This window comes from Sphingobacterium sp. UDSM-2020 (genome assembly GCF_016132525.1).
Lineage (GTDB): Bacteria > Bacteroidota > Bacteroidia > Sphingobacteriales > Sphingobacteriaceae > Sphingobacterium > Sphingobacterium anhuiense.
This window is the reverse complement of record NZ_CP066166.1, coordinates 2009969-2027580: the sequence shown is the minus strand read 5'-3', so window position 1 is coordinate 2027580 and position 17612 is coordinate 2009969. Positions and strand designations below refer to the sequence as shown.

Below are 17612 nucleotides of genomic sequence, written 5' to 3'. Positions count from 1 at the left end.
CTATATTAAATCTTGTTTTTCTTCTTAACGTAATCGATCTGCAGACTTGATCAATTTTTCATCTTTACGAATTGCTCCTAATGCTAAGGATAGAAAAATAATGGATATCGGCAATAAAAAGAAGCCAACACCAATTGTCCCTGCTCCTAAAAACTGGTTTACCGTTACTAAATGACCACTTGCACTTGCATACAACCATATGCCTAATAAAATGATCAATACAATATTCAGAAGAATCAATTTTATCTGAGTTTTGCGATTCTTAAATTTGAAGATGGTATATAGGGGTAACAGGCCCACTATTACCGTTGCAATGATCTGTAAGATATAATAAAAACCAGTTTCATGTGTTGGCAAACCAGCCGACGTTCCATAAATACCTGTTACTTTTACATCTTTTCCAAGGCCTACAAGATCATTATAATGAACATATGGAAACAGAAATAAGCCAAACAAAACAAGTCCGGCTACCAGCAAATAAATGGTTTGAATACGTTGAATCATTTTTTATATAAATTGATTGATGACAAACTTAGATAAATTTGATTGCAAACACAATATATTTCCGATACAAACAGCCTTTCGTAGCTGGAGATAAGATTGAAAATTGTCTTTGTTTGGGTTACAATCAAATGTGTTGCAATGTGATTATACTAGACTTAACGGTCACTTGTCTTATTATATTCGCGAACTGCTAATTTAAAAATAACACATTACATAACAATAACAATTAATTCCAGCTTTTGATTTGGTATTTTTTACTTTTGCGAGATGTTATATATTTATGGCGCTACAGCACACGCTAAAGTTGCTGTCGAAACTGCAGAAGAGCTTAAATTGGATATTGCAGGTCTTATTGATAAATCATTACTTATTACTGATGTCTTTGATTATCCGGTTGAACTTCACCAAGAGATAAATCAGGAAGAAGACATGGTATTTCTAGCTATTCTCGATTCGGGATTACGACAAAGAATAGTTTCCGAAAACTGTTTTTGGAAATACTGTTCACTGATACATCCTAAAGCGCATGTCTCTAAAAGAGCGGATATCGGTAAAGGTACTCTTATTTTACCTGGAGCATCCATTGCTCCTGATGTTCAAATTGGTAACCATTGTGTTATTGGTAGCAATGCAGTGATTGCCAGCAATACTATTGTTGAAGATTTTGTTACAATTGGCCCTAATAGCAGTATTGGAAGTAATGTTTTAATTGGAAGTGGTTCTGAAATAAGTGCTAATATACATATCAGTGCGGAAGAGACAATCGAAAAAAACAGTTATATAATGTCTGTACAATAAGTGTCTTCTTTTGGTGATTTTTACACGAGGACGCAAAGCATCTATTACACAATAAGACCAAAGTAAGGAAAGCTTCCCTTACTTTGGTCTTACTTTTTTAAATTCCTGCAGAATGGAATTGCAGATCATACAATTTTTTATAATAGCCATCGATATTTAGTAACTCATGGTGTGTACCCACTTCCATGATCTCACCTTTTTCTAAGACAATGATCTTATTTGCTTTTTGAATTGTCGATAATCGATGCGCAATCACAATTGCTGTTCTTCCCACCATCAAATTATCAATCGCATGTTGAATAAGTTCTTCTGTTTCCGTATCAACTGATGAAGTTGCTTCATCCAATACCAAAATTCGTGGATCATGTACTAAAGCTCTTATAAAAGAAATCAGTTGTGCTTGTCCTGACGATAGTGTAGCCCCTCTTTCCTGCACTTGATAGTCGTACCCACCTGGTAATCTCATAATAAAATCATGTGCCCCGACTTGTTTCGCTGCAGAAATGATGGATTCGCGTGTAATATGTTCGTCGTGCAAATCTATATTATGTAAGATAGAATCTGAAAATAAGAAAACATCCTGAAGTACTGTTGCAATTGTTTTCCGTAGAAAATTCAATTCATACTCCCTAATATCAATACCATCAAGCAAAATCTGACCTTTATTAATTTCATAGAACCGGCTCAGAATATTGATAGTAGATGATTTTCCTGCTCCTGTAGCTCCAACTAATGCCAAAGTTTCTCCAGGTGCTACTTTAAAACTAACATCACGTAAAACCCAATTTTCATCGTTATAAGCGAACCATACCTTTTTAAATTCGATTTCTCCACGGATATGATTTGGTGTTAATTTGCCGTCATTAGGCGTATGTTCGTCGGTATCTAAGACTTCAAAAATACGCTCTGCACTCACCATACCCATCTGTAGGGTATTGAATTTATCGATTAGCTCGCGAATAGGGCGAAAGATCATATTGATATACATGATAAAAGCGACCACTACCCCTGCTGAGATGACATCACCTAAAATCTGCTTGGCTCCAAACCACACCAATAAACCCAAAGAAATAGCCATGATAATCTCCAAAACTGGAAAAAATATTGAAAAGTACCAGTTGGCACGAATATGAGCATTCCGATGGTGACCATTGATATCTTTAAATTTATTCATCTCCTGTTCTTCACGGGCAAAATACTTGATAATGCCCATTCCAGAGATATGCTCCTGTAGAAAGGTATTTAAATTGGAAACCCACTTCCTAACATCTTGAAAAGCGGATTTCATAGCCTCTTTAAATATATAAGTAGCAGCTATCATCAGTGGCATCGGCACGAGAACAATCAAGGTCAATTTCCAGTCGGTATAAAACATGACCCCGAGTATAACTACGAGCTGCAATAGATCACCAATAATTTGGATCAACCCTTCAGAAAAAATATTGGAGATGGTTTCCAGATCTGAGATGGTTCGTGTTATCAACTTTCCTAATGGCGTCTGATCGAAATATTTTAATCTAAGCTTGGTGATATGATTAAAAACTTCAATACGAATGTCACGAATTACCGATTGTCCAAGCGTATTGGTCATAAGGGTATGGTAGTAGCGGACCAATGTTTGTACAATAAGCAATACAATCATTAGAATAAACATCAAACTGAGTCCCGATGTATTAAACTGTAATATATATTTATCCAGAGTATATTGGATTAATATAGGCAGTGCTGGCGCAACCGCTGCTAATAAGATGGTCAATACCACGGAGATCCAGAATATGTTTCCGTAAGGTTTCATATACTTAACCATCCGACGTAACAGATTGACGTCATATGTTTTTCCTACTATTTTCTCTTGACTCACTTTTTCTATTTTACAGGGTAAGGGTAGGCCACTTCAGTCAAATACAAACCCTGAGCCGGTACAGATGTACCAGCCATTGAACGATTTTGACTAGCAATGACTTCTTCCATAAATGAAATTGGTTTACCTTTTATTCCGATCTCTAATAGGGTCCCAACAACAGCTCGTACCATATTACGTAAGAATCGATCTGCTGTAATGTGAAAAACAAGTTTCGCTTCACTTTCCCATATCCATTCGGCTCTCGATACCGTGCAGATATTGGTAAAAACTTGTGTATTAGATTTGCTAAAGCAACTAAAATCTTGTTTTCCTAACAAAAATTCAGCCGCTTTATTCATCTTTTCTACATCGGGAATATCTCTTAAAAATGAAGAGTATGCATATATAAAAGGATCTTTTTCGAAATGAAGATGATATTCATAAGAGCGACGCACCGCATCAAAACGGGCATGGGCATCTTGATGAACAGGTAAAACAGATTTAACTGCAATATCATGAGGTAATAAACCATTCAAAGCATGTAGAAAACGATCTGGATTTGCTAATATTCCAGTGGAATCTGCATCAAAATGAACAAATAATTGTTTGGCATGAACACCGGTATCAGTTCTACCTGCTCCAATCGTTTCTGTTGGCACACGCAATAGAATTGCTAAAGCGTCATTCAATCGCTCTTGAACAGAAATTGCATTATTTTGAACCTGCCAGCCATGGTAATTTTTCCCAAAATAAGCTACTTCTATAAAAAATCTACTTTTCTCCATTTTCAAGGACAAAGGTATGAATTAGCAAGAAGATACAAGAATAATGATACGATAGAACTGTCTGAATAAATTCATAAAAGCAATGGCAGTTTACAATTTAAGACGAAAATGGGCCTCCTATATATCAAGGTTTTAAAAGAAATAAAAAAAAGTGTAACGTTTAGAATTTTCTCTTACTTACTGTATAATAATTAAACAATAACAATTTAAAACCAAAAATATGGAAACGTTAAGCATCATTCAATCTATCAAATCAAAAATGAAAATGGAATTTTCGGCACAAGTTCTGGCTATGTTGTTACTTGCTTTTTTGCCGACTTATTTTGGATTTACTAAAGAACTAGCATTGATATACTATTTCTTTTATAGTATTTTGTTCATTTTTACCAGCTATTACTTCAGCCGGTTTTATTTTTTTTATAAAATATGTAATACCATCAATGTTCAAAATATTCAAGATGTAAGATGGTTCTATCATGAGCTACGATTAGAACTAGCAAATTATAAAAGCTTTCATTACATCACTACATTTATCGCATCGGGGTTTGGCATTTTATATTGTTATTTTAATAAAATAAGCATTATTCCAGCTCTAAATAAAATGGAATTATTATTCCCTGGTCAAGTAAACTTATTTATCGTTTGTCTTGTTTTTGTATTAATTTTATTTATTCTGACAGAATATGCTGTTAGTTGGTCATACCGCAAACAATTGAAAGACCTAAAGTCCTATATCACGGCATAAAAATGTTCTTCTTCTCACAAAATATGAACTTGAATAAATAGAAATCGGAATTTACATCTGTAAATATGAAAACAGCTTAGTAAATAAGATTGGGAATGCATTCTATTACATTCCCAATTTTTAGTATATCTTTAAATCAATCCAAAGTATTTAGTCAATGCAACCCGTAAAGCATCTGATTATTCTTCTCTATTATTAAAGAGTAGATTTTATCTGTATGCCATTGCTTTTTGTGCTGCATAAACTTTTTTTAGATCCAGAGGAAATTTTCTATATAAATCCTCCCATTGTGGCGGTGTACAGCTTTTTTTCATACTGTCAAAAGAACGCACAAATAAGTTTTCAATAATAAACCGCACATAATCATTTCCACGTTTATGAAGCCAGCCCATCACTTTTATACGTTCACCTATTTTTTGTATTTGTCCATTTGTTAGTTGTGACTTTAAAAAATTTACGACTGCCTGAAGAATCCCTGCGAAATTTTTATGATTGGACAACTGACGTATTTCATTATTTATTTCTTTATAATGAGCAGTTATATAATCTGTAGCTATATTTTCATTAATTGTATCCATTCCTTTTTTATTTATATCTTCTTGTTAAATTTCTTAAAAAATCATCTTGTCAACATATAAAAAACGATCAAAACCCTTAGAATATTGATCAGTTTCTACATATTTTTGTCACTGTTTTGTTATATGATTCCAACAATCACTTTCAAAGCAATCATTATCTAACCAAAAACTTCTTATTCACTAAAAGCACTTTCTCTTTTTGCTATTGATACACGAAATTTGTGCCAAATAATCGTAACAGACCGAACATTCAATAAAACAACAGTTTAAGTGAATTATAAAATAATCAAAAGACTGTATATCAATATCAAAATGATCGGCTACTATCAAAATGATAGGTTTTTTTTACCCTATCGTGATTTTTAACTTACCTATTCAATAAAAAAGCCTTTACTCAATTATGAGTAAAGGCTTACATCTACTTCTTTAATTTGTTTATTTTTTCACGACTGTCAGAATAGCTTTGCTATTACCCTGACTCAAATCTACCGTCAAAATATAGCTAGTTCCTAAAGCAAGAGATTTACCAGAAACTACGCCTAAATTACCCGAATCCCTGCCATTATTGCCGTCACCAATAAAAATCATATCATTATCTGTACTGATACTTGTTGCTCCAAACTCGCCCCCCCAATCCTTTTGATGGAAAAATTTGAAGTTGATATTACTTGCATGAATGGACTCTCCGGCCTTCAAGGTAATCTGATATTTTTTGTTTCCGATCGGCATCATGCACAGAGCCTTCTCTGGGCTCCAACCGACTTGGTTACTTGCAATGCCCGGCTTACCAATACCTTCTCCAATAATCCAGACAGCTCCTGTACCATCGGCTTTCAGTGATGCCAGATTTGCTCCATCCATGGCTTCTACAAGAAAATACTTCAATTTAAAATCTACCGTTATACGATACTTTCCATTAATACCGTTAAAATTGATAGATCCATCTGACTTTTGTGTGAAATAATCCGGATCAATCCACCAGTTTTTTACATCGTCAATACCATCAAATGTAACCGGTTCACCATTTTTCAGCTCCAACTCTCCTTTAAAATGATCATCATCCATGCGACTTAATAAATTACCATTCAAATAAATATTTATGAATGGCGATGCTTCATAAGTCAAGGTATTAAACTTTATGCTATATACACCGGAAGTTAAATTGGTAAAAGGAATTTCGGTCGTAGATCCAATTTCAACAGTATTGTTGACCCAACCAAAATTCATTGGATTTCCTTGCTCACCTACTTTTGGAGCCTGGATATAACCCTTTACTGAAGATGGAAAACTTTCTGTAACCGCATATTCATTAGTTCCTATTTTCTCCATCTTATAGGATTTGGACTCTGTTACTAAATTCAAATAAGGAAAATCTGGTCTAGTCAAATCAATTTCATAAGACTGTTCAGTCATTTTCTGACTAATATTCTGTAGAATAAATTTTAACGTTGCCTTACCATTTGGCACATTCTTATAGAAGGGTATAAAGATCTTTCCAGAATAGTCTCCATTTTCCTTTGTTCGTATAGTGGTTTCCGACACTTGGTTATCTGTAAAAAACAACTGTACTTTTACAGTCGATAAAGCAATCTCTTGATCCAAAGCATGTACTTGAAATACTAAACTGTCTCCAAAGTGAGCTGCTGAAATATCTGATTTCACTTCCAATTTGGGCTCACCTATTTGATACACATATTTTTCATCCTTTTTACAGGAATACAGCGCCGCAACTGCGACAGTTCCTAATAGGAAATTTAAAATAGGTCTTTTCATATTTTTTAGATTTTAATTGGCCCAACGATAAGAAACTACTGATTTAGCCGGCACCTCATAGCTGAAATGATTTTTTGAATCACTTATTGTAATCTTTCTATTTTCTTCGGCATCATTCAGCAATACAATTGCATAAGACCCATCTTTATTTTGAAATGCAGTGTACACTAGCCCCTCTGCTGTATATCCTTTCGCTCCAATACGCACTGCACCAGATTTTACGACTGAAGAAAGGTGTCCTACAATGTAGTAGTGCGAATTGCGTGTGATATTCTTAAAATTAGATTTACTGATATCAACAGCACCATAACAGGTCTGGCATCCCCCTTCACGATTTGGTCCTTTATCGGTGTCTAACATCAGATTCCAAACTATAACTGCCCGGCTCCAATTATTGACCGTTCCTAACGCTACTTCACGCATATCTTCCATTAATCTCTTTTCAAGATTTCGACCTTCATTCCACTCTCCGATAGATGTTTCTGTAAAGACCAGTTCTTTATCTGGACGTTGATTATGAATATCCAATAATTCAGCTTTGTCTCCGCCATAATTGTGAAATGCGGCTCCAGCTATATAAGAAGCAGCGCCGGCATCGTTATAAATTTTCACAGGATAGTCATTTTGATCAGCAATATTATCATAGTTGTAATTATGATCGAAGGCATAGATTTTAGTTTCTAACGCAGCTGCTTTCAATTGCGGACCTAATGCTTGTTTAATGAAAGCCTGTTGTTCTTGCCAGGTCATGTACAACGAAGCCGAATTACCACGGTTTAAAGGTTCGTTTTGAACTGTAATCGAAGATACCGTGATGCCTTCTTTTTTCATTGCCTGCAACCACTGCACAAAATACCATCCATAGTCTTGGTAATGCTTAGGGTTCAACTGACCACTCGTCCAAGAATCGAAAGGTTTCAAATCTGTCAAATTATTTACTTTCATCCATTTGGGCGGTGTCCATGGAGAACCCATGATTTTGATTGATGGATTGATTGCCAGTATTTCTTTTAGCACAGGTAGGATATATTGCTTCTCTTCGAACTGCAAGGCAAAATTTTCTTTCCCTTCTTTATCCCAACAGGTGTACTCACTTAAAGAGAAATCAGAACATCCAATAGCAATTCTTATATAATTCATTCCCATACCTTTTTCATCTGAAAAAGTTTCTGTTAAAAACTTGGTACGATCTTCTTTACTCATCTTCATTAAGTTATAACAAGTAGATCCTGTAATAGCGGCACCAAAACCGTCCATCGTTTGAAACTTTTGGTTCGGATCTAATGTGATCGTGTTTGGTGACATATTAAATTTCGTGCTGAAATCTATAAATCCTTTTGTAAAATCTTGGGAACGTGTATTGGTTGTTGTATAAATCGTTACATCGCCTTTGTCTTTTATGTTATCTGAAGCTGAAGGTTTATAGCTATCTCGGTTACATGATGTTGCCGTAATTAAACAGGACAACAGAAGTGTATATATCATAGTGTTATTATTTTTGCGTTTCATAAAATTTTTAATTAATTAGTACCCTAGATTTTGCACTAAATTTGGATTCTGATCGATCTTTGCTTGTGGAATCGGCAGGCGATATGAATACTGATTAAACGGATAGACCTGAGATTTGCGTCCTGAATCCTTCGCATATACCGCATTCATTACAGACTCGACTCGATCTAACCTTACTAAATCAAACCAACGCTGTCCTTCAAAAGCTAATTCTAAACGTCGCTCTTTCAATAATGCATCCAACATACGATCTTTAGCAACACGTATTGAATTATCTAATTTCGGAAGTTTTACTCTTTCTCTTACACGATCTATTATATCTGCAGCAGCAGTTAAGTTGGGACTTGCTTGCATAATCAACGCTTCGGCTTTTAGTAATAATAAATCGGCGTATCTTAGTTTCACCATACTACTCATCGACGATCTCAATTTGAACATAAAGGGATAATGGGATGCCGGATAGTAATTACTCCATTTGGCTACATAATACACGATTGACTGATCCATCCTTATTTTATCACCTTCATTTTGATAGGTCTGAATTAAATCTCGAGATGGTGTGATCCATTTGGCCCATGTAAAGCTATTTTCATAATTAGAAAGATCACGACCAAACATCCAAGTTGCCCAATTACCCGCTCCAGGTATAAATTGTGCTTCTAAAATTGACTCACGCGTATTACGCTGTATTAAATCTGTATTACCAGCATTCATGGCATAGATATCGGCATAATTAGTATTCAATTCGAAGCCATCTGCTGTAAGTGCATCTACATATTGGATTACTTTTGCATAGTCTCGAATCGGTTTTTCAGCATAAATTTTAGCTAACATAGCTTTTGCGACAGATTTTGTAAACCTTGTTTTATCCGTTGCTGATCCATTAGGTGCATCAGCTAATGCTTCCACTAAATCTTTTTCAATCTGACGATATGCTTCTTCTTCTGTGCTTTGAAATGGGAAATATTGCGGATATACTTCTTCAATATTTTCAGCTGTAATATCTGCAGCTTGCGTCGTGATAACCGGAATAGATCCGAAAATTCTTACCATATCAAACATTGCTAATGCACGAAAGATTTTAGCTTGTGCTTTATATGATTTAATATCCGTATCATTTACAGATTTATCTGCTACACTATCGATATTAATAATTAAACGGTTAGCACGCGCTATATCTTCTAAATAACGACCCCAATCCCGGTCAACAACAGAGTTGGATCCTTCAATGGAATTGTTCTCAAAGGGCAATACTTCTGCTCCGGTTGTACCTGCATATGCATTGTCGGCATGCGATTCGGAGATGAGTAATAAATCAACATACCAATGTTCTTGTCTGTCGCGCATCTGTTGATAAATACCCGTTAAAAAATTGTCCACTTCACTCTTGTTCTTAAAAACAATCTGAGTTCCCGATTCGGTTTTTCCTTGACTATCATCTGAATAACCGTCCAATGGATCCCTGTTCAAAGAACAAGAAGAGGCTAAAATAGATATTATACACAAGTTGAAAAATAATTTTATAGCTATTGTTTTCATGATTATTCCATTAAAATTCGACATTTACCCCAACTACAAATGATCTACTTTGCGGATAAGTTCCCCAATCTATCCCCTGTACACGTCCAGAGTTTCCATATTGGTTTACTTCAGGATCCATACCAGAATATTTGGTCCAAGTCAACAAATTACTAGCAGATAAATATGGTTGTATTTTTTGAATACCGATTCTTTTCAATCGTTCTGGAGCAATTGAATAACCAAATGAAATATTTTTCAATCTCAAATAACTTCCATCTTCTACAAAATAAGTCGAGTTTTTCATATCAAATCCTGCTTTAGGTACATGGGTTATCTGTCCTGGCACACGCCAACGGTCTAACACCACTGTGGATTGATTGCGACCATCATACATTCCCTCTGTTTCCATACGGCTTGCATTAAAGATATCATTGCCATATGTTCCTTGAATAAATATGCTTAGATCAAAGTTTTTCCAAGAGAAACTATTAGTCATCCCATATGTAAATTTGGGGTTCGGATCACCAATATAGGTTCTATCTGAAGATGATATTTTTTGATCACCATTCAAATCACGATACATCAATTGACCAGTCTCTGGATTAACTCCATCGCTGATATAACCGAAGAAACCTCCCAAAGCACGTCCGGGTTGGTTTCGAACTGCATAATCATGCACATTGTCGTTGGTCATTGCATCGTTATAAAGCTTATTTAACACGAGTTTATCCAGACGATTTTTATTAAATGAGATATTAAAATCAGTTCCCCATGTAAAAGTTCCAATTAAATTTTTCGAACCTACAGTTAGTTCAAACCCTTTATTGGTCATTTCGCCTTCATTACGCTTGATCACGTTTGCTGCGGCCGAACCTGTCGGAAGGGAAACTTCCATCAACATATTTGTTGTTTTCTTATGATAATAATCTAAAGTCAAGCTTATCCTATTCTGAAAGGCCGCAACATCCACGCCTACGTTGGATTGTGTAGTCGTTTCCCAAGTTAAATCCGTTGCTCTTAATGTATTCGATTGGGTAATATTAGGTACAGCATATTCTTGTCCGACCTTAAACCATTCGATCCGCTCTATTCCGTTGAATGCGAGATAAGAATAATCGCCAAGGCCTGACTGGTTTCCCGTTTGTCCCCAGCCTCCTCTAACCTTTAAGTCATTGATCCATTCGACATCTTTCAAGAAATCTTCTGATGAAAGTCTCCATGCTGCTGATAAAGAAGGAAAATAACCCCAACGATCGTCTGGATTTAATTTGGAAGATCCGTCAGCACGCATATTAGCCGTTAACAGGTATTTACCATCATAGTTATACATAGCTCTTGCGAAATAAGACATGATGCCCCAGTTAGAGGCTCCAGATCCTGTACCATTCCAAGAAATCATATTTGCTGCATTCAAAGTTTGTATAAGGCCATTTGCATAATGTGATCCATTGATATAGCTATTTGTATACTTTGAATCGGTCCATGATGAACCGGCCATTGCTTCGAGATTGTGCTTTCCAAATCGTTTATTATAGGTCAAAACATTATCCCATGTCAATACCGTATTCATATTACGGATATCTGATGCTTCACCATATTGATTTCTACCCCATGTGGTTGCTAAAGGATCTAGAAAGGTTGTCAATACGCCATTCCTTCTATCTAAAGTAAATGAAGATTTAAAATTTAGATCAGGATTAAATGTGATCAAGGCACTACCTGATGCTAAGATCCGATTTTCGCGGTTGTTGTTATATTTTGTTCTTGCGAGGTTTTCAATAGGACTGGTAATGTTGTTAATCCCATAGAAATTATTGTAATAACGATCTGGAGCTGTTGGATCCCATACTGGAGCATATGTTGGGGTTGTAATCACAGCTGTAACTACGCCGCCTCTATTGGAACCTAAACCTGAAGTAATACCATTATCATTATAATCGGAATAGGTGACATTCGCATTAACTTTTAACCATTTACGGACTTGATTATCGATATTTGCTTTAAAATTATAGCGTTTGAAAAACGAACCTTTTAATGTTCCTTTATCATCTGTAAATCCTCCAGAAAGATAATATCTTAATTTTTCTGTACCGTCTGAAATTGTTAGTTGATAGTTCTGTTGAACCCCTGTTTTATAGGTTTCCTTAAACCAATCTGTTTGATCTGTCAATCCAGCAGGTAAATTAACCATTCCAATTTCATTCTGAAGATCTCGATATTGCGCGGTGTTTAGCACATTGACGGTGTTATTCACAATATTGGATGTAAGTTGCGCACCAAATGTAATTTTTCCTTCGCCAACTTTCCCGGTTTTAGTCGTTATTAAAACTACACCATTAGCGGCTCTTGAACCATAAATAGCTGCAGAAGATGCATCTTTCAGAATCTGAATATCGGTCACATCATTGGGCGACAGAAATTTGATATTATCTACCGGTACACCGTCGACAACATAAAGCGGATCATTACTCCCATTGAAAGAAGTTGTTCCTCGTACACGAATGTTCATCTGACCTCCTGGTGCACCATTCGGCTGTATTACCGCAACTCCTGCAGCTTTTCCTTGAATTGCCTGACCGACATTGACAATTGGTCTTTTTTCAAGATCTTTTGTTGATACCGATGAGATTGCTGTGGTTACATCTTTTCGTTTTACGCTACCGTACCCAATCACAACCACATCTTCCAGTACATTGGCAGACGAGCTTAACTGTACTGTCAGATTACTGGAATTGACCACCACTTCCTTTCTATCATAACCAACGTAGGTAAATAACAAAGTAGTTCCGGATGGAACCGAGATTTGAAAGCGTCCATCTTCTTGAGAAGATACGCCATTGACTGTTCCTTTTTGAACAATTGTAACTCCTCCTAGTGGCTTTTGATCTTGGACATCAAGTACACGTCCACTGATCTGTATTTTATCCTGAGCGACGGATGTACCGACTATCGCAAAGAAATAAATTACCCACATAAAAAGAGTTGCTTTCTTAGTAAAGAAAATCATAAGCATTTATAAAATGGTTTCAATAATTTAGTTTGAGAACTACTCAAATAGCCATAGAATTCCCCAGCTCTATGACAAAAACAAAGCTACTAGAACGCTGAGCGGGATAAAAGGGTCTAAATCTAAAAAGTACTGATCATATTTTTTAAACACCTTAAAACAAGACGGTTAAATAAAATTCAGGGAGTTAAAAAGTACTAAATTGACCTTTAAGAGCGATCAATTACTGCAATTTGTCGGACTTGATCTTCAAAATCATCTCGATTTCCAACGGCTTTATTGCGGACTTTTGTCCGATAGTTATATACTGTGCGAAGGGAGTAACGTAAGAAACTCGCAATCTTAACACTGTCTGAAATGCCCAGACGAATCAAGGCAAAAATACGGAGCTCAGTATTTAGAAACTCACCTTTCTTGGGTAGGATTTGCTCATCTGGAGCAAGCAGTTTATTGAAATCTGTAACAAATGAAGGATATAGATTTAAGAAAATGCGGTCAAAATTAATATATAACTGCTGCACTTCCCGTTCGACCATCTGTGTGGATTTCAGTTGATCTTTGATCGCATCCCATTGTTGGGCACTGGCTTTCTTAAGAAGTGCTTTCCGGATGTCTTCCATCTTATCAATATAATTGGAACAGAGATCAAAAAATTGGGCGATATATTCTTCCTTTATGTGATTTGATTCAAAGAGCTGCATGTTTTTATCATTGACCTCTTCATTCAGTTTAAGTAAATTGCTGTTGGTCATCGAAAGCTCTTCACGTGTTAACCTTAATCGTTGTACCTGCCTAAAGATAAATACCAAACCGATAATCAAGATCAATGATAAAAAGCTAATGACAATTAACATCACTTGTAACTGTCTATTCTGGGTATTGATTTTCTTCTGATAAGCTGCGTTAATAATCGGATAAAAAGATGTACCTTCTACTATACGATAACGAACATTACAACCCATTGCGTCATCGATCGCTTTTTCAATAAATTTAAATGCATGATCAAAGTCGCGGAGCTCATAATAAGTCAATGCCAGATCTTGCAAAGAGGCATTGTCACGATTAGCAATTTCAATATCAGCAATTGCTGACTGCGCAAAATAATAACGCTGTGCGATTATATTTTTTTCCTGCTTATAGATTAGTCCTATGAAATAGGCAATAAGTGCTCTTTGTTCTAAATCTTCTTTGTTTTCCTTCCACATGGCTTTAAATAAGGTCTTAGCCTCTTCTCGCTTTCCTTGAAATAGGATTTTAATCGCTGTTGCACTTTTAAACTGAGAAGACTGTGGATCAAGAACCATTAACAAGGAGTCTCGGTAACGCTCACTTGCCTGGTAGTATTTTTCATGATTATTGCTTTGGCCATAATGACTGTAAAAAGCGCTATAAGTTTCATAATATTGCGGTAATAATGTACTTGATAGTGTCGTGGGATTTAACTGTTGCAATACATGTTCTGCCTCAATGTACCTACCTATTGAAGAATAGATCCAAGCCAGATCTAGACTTACGGCTATTGATGACGAATCTGAATTTTTTAAAGCTAATTGTCGACATAGCATAATATAATGCAATGCTGAGTCGGATTGAAACTTTTTATAGTTTTTAAATATTTCGTAATTTTTCTTTAGATAGTCATGTTCATCTTTTTTTACCAAAGAGGCTTCCTGTTTAAGTTTAGCAATATGATCTTCTCTTTTTTTCACATAGAGTTCTTGATTTTCCATAACATAATCAAGCTTGCGATATAGACTTATACTATCGCTCAAATCTTGCGCAAAGACTGTTAAAATGAAAAAATAGAATAAAAAAAGAGTAATAAAACGTTTCGTCATTATTTAAATTCCCCAATGGTTGAAGATAAATATATCATATTTTAGCTATAAAAAACAAACAGGGGGCAGACAAAAAATTGTCGCCCCCTGTTTAACAGCCTAATAACAACCTTTGTTGGCATTAAAGATCTCTTTTAAAAATTTTCGTTAGTATATTCAAAATTGATTTATTGCTACAATTTCATTTTACTGAATGAGTAGGGTGCATCAGTATCTTTAATTCCTCTTTTTTTGTTCGGTTTATCAGCCATATCAAATTGCAACTCCCCCCCTTTCATTAGCTCCTTATATTGAAAGAAATTCTTGGTATACATTTTCCCATTAACCTTTACTTCATTGACGTATACGTTATCTTTATTTTGATTAGTCGCGTCGATCTTCAATGTTTTCCCATTTTGTAGATTTAATTTGACGGATTGAAATTGTGGTGATCCCAATACATATTCGCCCGAAGCTGGAGCTACGGGATAGAAACCTAAAGCTGAGAAAACATACCAAGCAGATGTTTGTCCATTATCTTCATCACCACAATAACCATCGGGAGTTGGCAGATAAAGCTTATCCATGATTTGGCGCACCCAATATTGTGCTTTCCAAGGCTCAGCAGCATAATTATAGAGATATGGCATGTGCTGAATTGGCTGATTACCATGTGCATATTGGCCCATATTCATGATTTGCATTTCTCTCATTTCGTGGATCATACTTCTGCTCTTCATGCCCTCGTAGCTTGGTATCACAAATACGGTATCAAGCATTGCATTGAAAGCCTTTTTACTACCCATTAAATCAATCAAACCTTGTGGATCATGGAAGACACAAAAACTCCAGTGCCACGCATTTCCTTCAGTATACTCTTTAGACCAGGCACTTGGATCAAAAGGTGTAATAAAAGTACCATCAGATTTTTTTCCACGCATCAATTTTGTCTCAGCATCATAAATATTTTTATAATTCATGGCACGCTTTGCATAAATTGAAATTTCTGAATTTGGTTTTCCTAAGGCTTTTCCAAATTGATAGATACTCCAATCATTATAGGCATATTCCAAAGTTCTGGCGACATTTTGATTGATATTCTTATCAATTGGTATAAACCCTAATGTATTATACACCTCATGACCGAACCTTCCTGTTGCTGAAATTTTAGGATGAGCGTTATTTGCCCCATGCACGACAGCGTCCCATAATAGATCAGCATCATATCCTTTTCTTCCTGTTGCAAAAGCATCTGCCACCACTGAGGCCGAATTATTACCGATCATTGACTCACGATGCCCCGGGGAAGCCCATTCTGGTAAAAATCCACTTTCCTTATATGCATTTACCAGTCCAGCCTGCATACGATCATTCATTTCAGGGTAGATGAGATTCAACAAGGGAAATAAGCTTCTAAATGTATCCCAAAATCCGGTATCTGTAAACATTTCTCCGGGTAGAACCTGTCCGTTATAAGGACTATAATGCACCCTTTTTCCTTGTGCATCTATTTCTGAGAAATCTCGCGGAAATAAAGTCGAACGATACAAACAGGAATAAAAAGTTTTTAAACGATCAATATCTGGATCTTTCACCTCAACACGTCCCAATACTTCATTCCATTTCACTTTTCCTACCGCAAATATCTCATCAAAAGTTTTGCCTTTAACTTCTTTAAGGTTTAGCTCCGCTTGTTCAAAACTGATGAATGATGATGCAACACGAGCGATAACCTGCTCACCTCGTTTCAAATTTTTAAATCCTACGATAGCACCTGCATGGTTATCCTTCATTTCTAATACATTATTTTTGATATCGCCACTCTTTACAGCTGCTTTAAAATCAAATGAACGATCAAAAACGATGACAAAATAGTTTTTAAAGTTATCAGGCACGCCACCACTATTCCGGGTGTTATACCCGATTATCTTATTTTCTTCTGGAATTACTTTAATGTATGATCCTTTATCGAAAGCATCAATAACCACCTGAGCTGCTTCAGTTTTTGGAAAGGTAAAACGAAATATTGCCCCTCGCTCCGATGGTGTTAATTCTGTAGTCACATCATGATCTGCAAGATATACACTATAGTAATACGGTTTTACGACTTCTGCTTTATGGGAAAACCAGCTCGCACGCTTTTCTTGGTCAAAGACTGGTTCTCCAATTGTTGGCATAATAGAAAACTGTCCATAATCATTATTCCAAGGACTTGGCTGATGGGTTTGTTTAAAACCTTTGATTTTATCGGCCGTATAGGTATAGACCCAGCCATCACCCATACTCCCTGTTTGTGGTGTCCAGAAATTCATGCCCCAAGGCATTGCAATAGCTGGATAGGTATTCCCATTTGACAATTCGTACTTAGACTGTGTCCCGATCAATGGGTTGACATAATCGACAGGACTAAATGACTGTGCTTTGCTCAACTGAACAGAGAGCAATAAAACTAATGCTCCTAAAATTTTTTTAAAATTCATTATTGTATTTTTCATTTTGATTGAAACCGCAGGAAGCAAGGTTTCAATCTTAATATTTAAATTTTGTTAAATTTACGTATCCCTGCATTAACTTAATATATGATACTGTTATAATTACAAAAATTTTAGGTTAAATGGCATAAAACAAATCAAGGTCTTAAAAAGACCTCGATTTGATTACAAACAAACACTACCAACCTACATTTTGAATTAGTTTCTCATTTTTCAGTACTTCATTATTCGGAATTGGAA

Annotated in this window: 13 protein-coding genes; 2 read left to right on the top strand and 11 right to left on the bottom strand. The window is 35.8% G+C overall.

What is annotated here, in order from left to right; genetic code table 11:
* Window positions 1-24: 24 nt before the first annotated feature.
* A complete protein-coding gene (locus tag JAZ75_RS08705; protein WP_021190063.1) occupies window positions 25-504 on the bottom strand; it encodes a DUF4293 domain-containing protein in 480 nt (159 codons plus the stop codon).
* A 267-nt stretch (window positions 505-771) separates the two neighbouring features.
* On the opposite strand from JAZ75_RS08705, the gene JAZ75_RS08700 reads away from it, so the two are divergent.
* On the top strand, window positions 772-1302 hold the full coding sequence (locus JAZ75_RS08700; protein WP_208701266.1) for a hypothetical protein: 531 nt from the start codon (window positions 772-774) through the stop codon (window positions 1300-1302).
* Between the two features lie 97 nt (window positions 1303-1399).
* Here JAZ75_RS08700 and JAZ75_RS08695 read toward each other — a convergent pair whose 3' ends face one another.
* Window positions 1400-3163, bottom strand: coding sequence for an ABC transporter ATP-binding protein (locus tag JAZ75_RS08695; protein WP_208701264.1), 1764 nt, complete (start codon window positions 3161-3163; stop codon window positions 1400-1402).
* A 5-nt stretch (window positions 3164-3168) separates the two neighbouring features.
* The gene (gene truA / locus JAZ75_RS08690) at window positions 3169-3930 is read right to left on the bottom strand and encodes a tRNA pseudouridine(38-40) synthase TruA (protein WP_183917590.1); all 762 of its coding nucleotides are present in this window, start codon (window positions 3928-3930) and stop codon (window positions 3169-3171) included.
* A 220-nt stretch (window positions 3931-4150) separates the two neighbouring features.
* Between truA and JAZ75_RS08685 the strand changes: the two genes are divergently transcribed.
* A complete protein-coding gene (locus tag JAZ75_RS08685; protein WP_208701262.1) occupies window positions 4151-4675 on the top strand; it encodes a hypothetical protein in 525 nt (174 codons plus the stop codon).
* Window positions 4676-4884: 209 nt separating this feature from the next.
* Here the strand turns inward: JAZ75_RS08685 and JAZ75_RS08680 are convergent, their stop codons facing one another.
* The 8 genes from JAZ75_RS08680 to JAZ75_RS26185 form a co-directional block, all read right to left on the bottom strand.
* Entirely contained in the window at window positions 4885-5253 is a 369-nt protein-coding gene (locus JAZ75_RS08680) for a hypothetical protein (RefSeq protein WP_183917595.1), read from the bottom strand.
* A gap of 435 nt (window positions 5254-5688) precedes the next feature.
* Window positions 5689-7026, bottom strand: coding sequence for a DUF5125 domain-containing protein (locus tag JAZ75_RS08675; protein WP_208701260.1), 1338 nt, complete (start codon window positions 7024-7026; stop codon window positions 5689-5691).
* Window positions 7027-7038: 12 nt separating this feature from the next.
* Entirely contained in the window at window positions 7039-8511 is a 1473-nt protein-coding gene (locus tag JAZ75_RS08670; RefSeq protein WP_132840845.1) for a glycoside hydrolase family 30 protein, read from the bottom strand.
* 39 nt (window positions 8512-8550) lie between these two features.
* A complete protein-coding gene (locus tag JAZ75_RS08665) occupies window positions 8551-10074 on the bottom strand; it encodes a RagB/SusD family nutrient uptake outer membrane protein (RefSeq protein ID WP_208701258.1) in 1524 nt (507 codons plus the stop codon).
* A 10-nt stretch (window positions 10075-10084) separates the two neighbouring features.
* Window positions 10085-13030 (bottom strand): SusC/RagA family TonB-linked outer membrane protein, encoded by a 2946-nt coding sequence (locus JAZ75_RS08660; RefSeq protein ID WP_232789389.1) that lies wholly within the window; start codon window positions 13028-13030, stop codon window positions 10085-10087.
* 242 nt (window positions 13031-13272) lie between these two features.
* Window positions 13273-14793 carry a DUF6377 domain-containing protein gene (locus JAZ75_RS08655; protein ID WP_232789388.1) on the bottom strand — a complete coding sequence of 507 codons (1521 nt, stop codon included), beginning with the start codon at window positions 14791-14793 and terminating at the stop codon, window positions 13273-13275.
* A gap of 281 nt (window positions 14794-15074) precedes the next feature.
* Complete coding sequence (locus tag JAZ75_RS08650; protein ID WP_208701252.1) at window positions 15075-17360, bottom strand: GH92 family glycosyl hydrolase; 2286 nt, start codon at window positions 17358-17360, stop codon at window positions 15075-15077.
* A 190-nt stretch (window positions 17361-17550) separates the two neighbouring features.
* Window positions 17551-17607 carry a hypothetical protein gene (locus tag JAZ75_RS26185; protein WP_410528406.1) on the bottom strand — a complete coding sequence of 19 codons (57 nt, stop codon included), beginning with the start codon at window positions 17605-17607 and terminating at the stop codon, window positions 17551-17553.
* Window positions 17608-17612 lie beyond the last annotated feature (5 nt).